Source organism: Actinosynnema sp. NPDC023658, from assembly GCF_040639995.1.
Taxonomy (GTDB): domain Bacteria; phylum Actinomycetota; class Actinomycetes; order Mycobacteriales; family Pseudonocardiaceae; genus Actinosynnema.
The window spans coordinates 7,780-12,030 of sequence record NZ_JBFAAX010000161.1; the positions used below are offsets into that span (position 1 = coordinate 7,780).

General features: G+C 73.0%; 3 protein-coding genes. 2 read left to right on the forward strand and 1 reads right to left on the reverse strand.

The window, feature by feature from the left end:
- Both AB0G02_RS18530 and phoU read left to right on the forward strand, forming a co-directional pair.
- Positions 1-2,532 (forward strand): LCP family protein (locus AB0G02_RS18530; protein ID WP_360795613.1); only part of this gene is annotated, 2,532 nt, incomplete at its 5' end.
- Between the two features lie 81 nt (positions 2,533-2,613).
- Positions 2,614-3,276 (forward strand): phosphate signaling complex protein PhoU, encoded by a 663-nt coding sequence (gene phoU, locus AB0G02_RS18535; protein WP_360795616.1) that lies wholly within the window; start codon positions 2,614-2,616, stop codon positions 3,274-3,276.
- Positions 3,277-3,301: 25 nt separating this feature from the next.
- Here the strand turns inward: phoU and AB0G02_RS18540 are convergent, their stop codons facing one another.
- Complete coding sequence (locus tag AB0G02_RS18540; protein WP_360795619.1) at positions 3,302-4,099, reverse strand: ESX secretion-associated protein EspG; 798 nt, start codon at positions 4,097-4,099, stop codon at positions 3,302-3,304.
- Positions 4,100-4,251 lie beyond the last annotated feature (152 nt).

The following is a 4,251-nucleotide window of genomic DNA, read 5'->3' on the forward strand; positions in this document are numbered from 1 at the left end:
CGCCCCCTCGCGCCCGCCCGCGGACCGCCCCGGCCCCCGCAAGCCCTCGCGCCCGCCACCGGACCGCGCCAACGACCCGAGGACCCGGCCGAGCGCCGTCGTCCGGACGAGGTCGGTCCGCCCGCACGACGGCCCGTCGAGGGCGCACCCGCCGAAGGCCTCGGACGAAGCCTCGACGGCCCGCGGCCCGGCGAGAACACCGGCCGACGCCCGCACCCCGGCGTCCCCGGCGCCGACCCCCGACGCCTCCCGGACGGCAGCGGACCCCGTCAGCGGCCCGAAGGCGCCCCCGGTGACGGACCGCGGCGGCTCGCGGACGGCAGCGGCCCGCACGACCTGACCGGCGGCCCCAGGCCCGGCCGGGTACCGCGTCCGGACGAGGTGCCGGCCGACCCGCGCCGACCGGTCGACGGACCGCGCCCCGGCGTGCCCGTCGAAGACCCGACCGGACGTCGTCCCGAGGGAGGTCCGCGTCGACTGGCCGAAGGCCGACCCGTCGACGGCCCCGGCGCTCGTCACCCGGACGGCGGCCCGCGTCGCCTCGCGGACGGCCCCCCCGCCCCGCCGGTCGACGGCAGCACGCCCCGCCGCCTCGCGGACGGCCCCCCGGTCCCGCCGGTCGACGGCAGCGCACCGCGTCGGCTCGCGGACGGACCGGCTCCCGGCGACGCGCCCGGCCGGAGGTTCGCCGAAGACCCCGCCGACGTCGACCCGGCACCGCCCGTCATCGCGGACCGCCTCAACGCCGCACCCAGCGCGCCCCCGCCCGCCATCGAGCCGCGCGACGCCATCGACCCGGCCAGCCTGACCACCGAGATGGAGGTCATCAGCGAGGACGTCAAGAAACGTCGCGAGGTCGACCACACGCTCGCGCGCTTCTCCGCCGTCCACGACGAGCTGGCCGAGCAGGAACGCCTGCGCAAGGAACGCCGCCAGAAGCTGATGCCGTGGAAGGCCGACCACGACGAGGACGCCACCGAGTACGCCTCGCCGGTCGAGGACCTCGACGACGACGGCCCCCGCCGCCGCGTCCGCACCCCCAAGCACAGCAGGATCGTGCGCACCATCAAGGTCGTCGCGCTGACCGCCGCCGTGCTGGTGTTCGTCTCCACGGGCCTCGGCTGGGCCGCGATGCTCTACATCGACAGCAAGTTCACCGAGATCGACGCTCTGAACACGAACTCCGCCGCCGTGCACGAGGCGGAGAAGCAGCTCGGTGACGAGAACTTCCTCATCGTCGGCTCCGACACCCGCGCGGGCGCGAAGCCGCAGGACGGCGTCGGTGACACGAACGCCGAGCCGGGCGCGCGCTCGGACGTGCTGATGCTCGCGCACATCCCGGCCGACCGTAAGCGCATGGTCGTCGTCTCCGTGCCGCGCGACCTGCTGATCAAGCGGCCCCAGTGCGAGAAGTGGGACGCCGGCACCGGCCAGTACACCGGCGAGCAGGTGGACGCCGAGGAGGACGTGAAGGCCAACGAGCCGTACGCGATCGGCGGCCCGAGGTGCGTCAGCAAGTTCATGACCGAGCTGACCGGGTTGGAGATCAACCACTTCATCAGCGTCGACTTCAACGGCTTCAAGGGCATGGTCGACGCCATCGGCACCGTGCCGGTGTGCGTGCCGAAGCCGATGGACGACGACGAGCTGGGCCTGATCTTCGACAAGGCCGGCCGGTACGAGATCAACGGCGACAAGGCGCTCGACTACGTGCGCGCCCGCAAGGTCGACGGCGAGGCGTTCGGTGACTACGACCGCGTGACGCGGCAGCAGAAGTTCCTGTCCTCGTTGCTGCGCAAGGCGTTGTCGTCGGAGATCCTGCTCAACCCGGGCAAGCTGAACGGGTTCCTCAACGCGTTCGCCTCGTCCACGGTCGGCCAGAACATCGGCGTGAACGACATGCTGACGCTGGCGCAGTCGTTGCAGGGCCTGGAAGCGGGCCGGGTCACGTTCATCACCGTCCCGCACGAGACGTCCGAGGGGCCGACGCCGTCCAACGACGACAACCTCGAACTGCTGAAGGAAGAGCAGACCCGGGCGTTGTTCCAGTCCATCATCGACGGCACGCCGCTGCCGGAGGAGGCCCCGGACGACACGCCGGCCGACCCCGCCAAGGCCCAGGCGACGCAGGCGTCCGCCCCGAAGCAGGGCAAGATCGTCGACCACAAGGGACTGAAGGTCCAGGTGCGCAACGGCGACCCGGACAACGACGGCGCGGCGGCCGAGACCGCCGGGGCGTTGCGGGAACTCGGTTACGACGTGGTCATCAACGGTGGCGCACCGCGCGCGGAGAAGACGGTCATCAAGTACGGCGTCGGTGGCGAGGACGGGGCGGCGACGCTGCTGTCCTCGGTGCCCGGTGCGACGCTGCAGTTCGACGCCGGCATGGGTGGCGCGGTGCAGCTGCTGATCGGTCCCGGCTGGGACGAGGTGATCCGCGCGCCGCAGGCGACGGGCGGCGGTGAGCCGGGCAAGGCGACGGGCCCCGTCGACGTGCCCGTGGTCAACGCCGGGAAGGACCCCTGCGCCTAGGGCCGACTGGACGTCATCGGTTCACCGGGGGTTCACCGGGGTGGGTCGCTACCGCGATTGCTCCGCCGTAGGCTGACGCCCATGCGTGAGGCCTACCACGACCAGCTCGGACAACTCGCCGACCAGCTCGCCGACATGTGCGCGATGGCCGGTGACGCGATGGAGCGCGCGACCGCCGCCCTGCTCAGGGCGGACCTCGCCCTCGCCGAGCAGGTGATCGGTGACGACGCCAAGATCGACGACGTGCGCGCCGGGATCGAGGAGCAGTCCTACGCGCTGCTGGCGTTGCAGGCGCCGGTCGCCACCGACCTGCGCACCGTGCTCGCGGTGATCCACGCGGCCGAAAGCGTGGAGCGGATGGGCGACCTGGCGCTGCACGTGGCCAAGGCCGCGCGCCGCAGGCACCCGAACCCCGTGCTGCCGGACACCGTGCGGCCGTACTTCGCGGAGATGGGCCGCATCGCGGTGGAGCTGGCCCGCGAGGCGACGCACATCATCCGCACGCAGGACGTGGCGCGGGCCCGGTCGTTGGAGGACGCCGACGACGCGATGGACGACCTGCACCGCCACCTGTTCACCGTGATCATGGACAAGGACTGGGCGCACGGCGTGCCGTCCGCGGTGGACACCACGCTGCTCGGCCGGTTCTACGAGCGCTTCGCGGACCACGCGGTGTCGGTGGCCAAGCGGACCGTCTTCGTCGTCACCGGCCGGATGCCCGGCTACCACAGCGGCGACGCCTGAGGCGTCGAGCCGGCAGACCGAGGCGTCAGGCCAGCAGGCCGTTCAGCTCCTGCGCGAGCTGGGCGGCGATGCGGGCGTTGTCGGCGGGGGCGTGGGTCAGCCACTTGCGGCCGTCCGGCCCCAGCCGCGTCTGCGACATGTAGCGGCCCTGGTCGTTGTCGAACCACGCCACCTGCGGTGCGCGCTGCTCGCGGCCGTGCCTGCCGCGCACCGTGACGCCGAACTGGCCGGCGCGCAGCCGTGGGCGCTCGAACACCGCTTCCAACGCCCTGACCTGCGTGGACACTGACGAACGCGGTGCCATCGCCTGCGTGAACGTGGCGTTGCCGAAGTCGTCGTCGCGGCGCGGCGGTGGCGGCGGGGCGGACGTGGGCATCGGCACGGTGATCGACTGGCCGGGACCGGGGCGTGCGGGCGGGACGAGGTCCACGACCGCGCGCAGCAACCCGGGCGTGCGCAGCAGGTCGACCTTGATCTGCCGGTCGTCCATCACCGCGAGCGCGGCGTTCTCACCGGCCGCGCCACCGCGCGCCAGCAGTTGGCGCTCGACGTTGCGCGCGTCCAGCGAGGCGACCGCGTTGAGGCAGAAGTCGAAGCGGACCAGCAGGGTGAGCGCTTGCTCCACCTCGGGCACGACCCGGCCGCGGTGGGCCAGGCCGCGCGACTCCAGGTCGCGGTGGACGGCGTCGCGGATGCCGCGCCGCTCGTCCAGCGTCTGCCCGAGGTAGGGGAACTCGAACGGGTAGGGACGGCTGCCGAGCTTCAGGTCCTCCCAGAGCATGTCGGCCGCCGCGTGGGACAGGGCGAACGAGAACACGCTCACCCGCCGATGACCGGCGGAGCGACCATGGTGCCGTCACCGAAGACGTCCTCGGTCTCCACCAGGTACGACGCGGCCTTGTGCTCCTTGTCCTCGTCACCCTGGCCGCGCGCGCCACCGGCACCCGCGCCTGCGCCCGCGCCCATGCCGCCGGG

Excerpts from the sequence above, each read along its gene's own strand:
- phoU (WP_360795616.1), top strand. The coding sequence starts at position 2,614 with ATGCGTGAGGCCTACCACGACCAGCTCGGACAACTCGCCGACCAGCTC.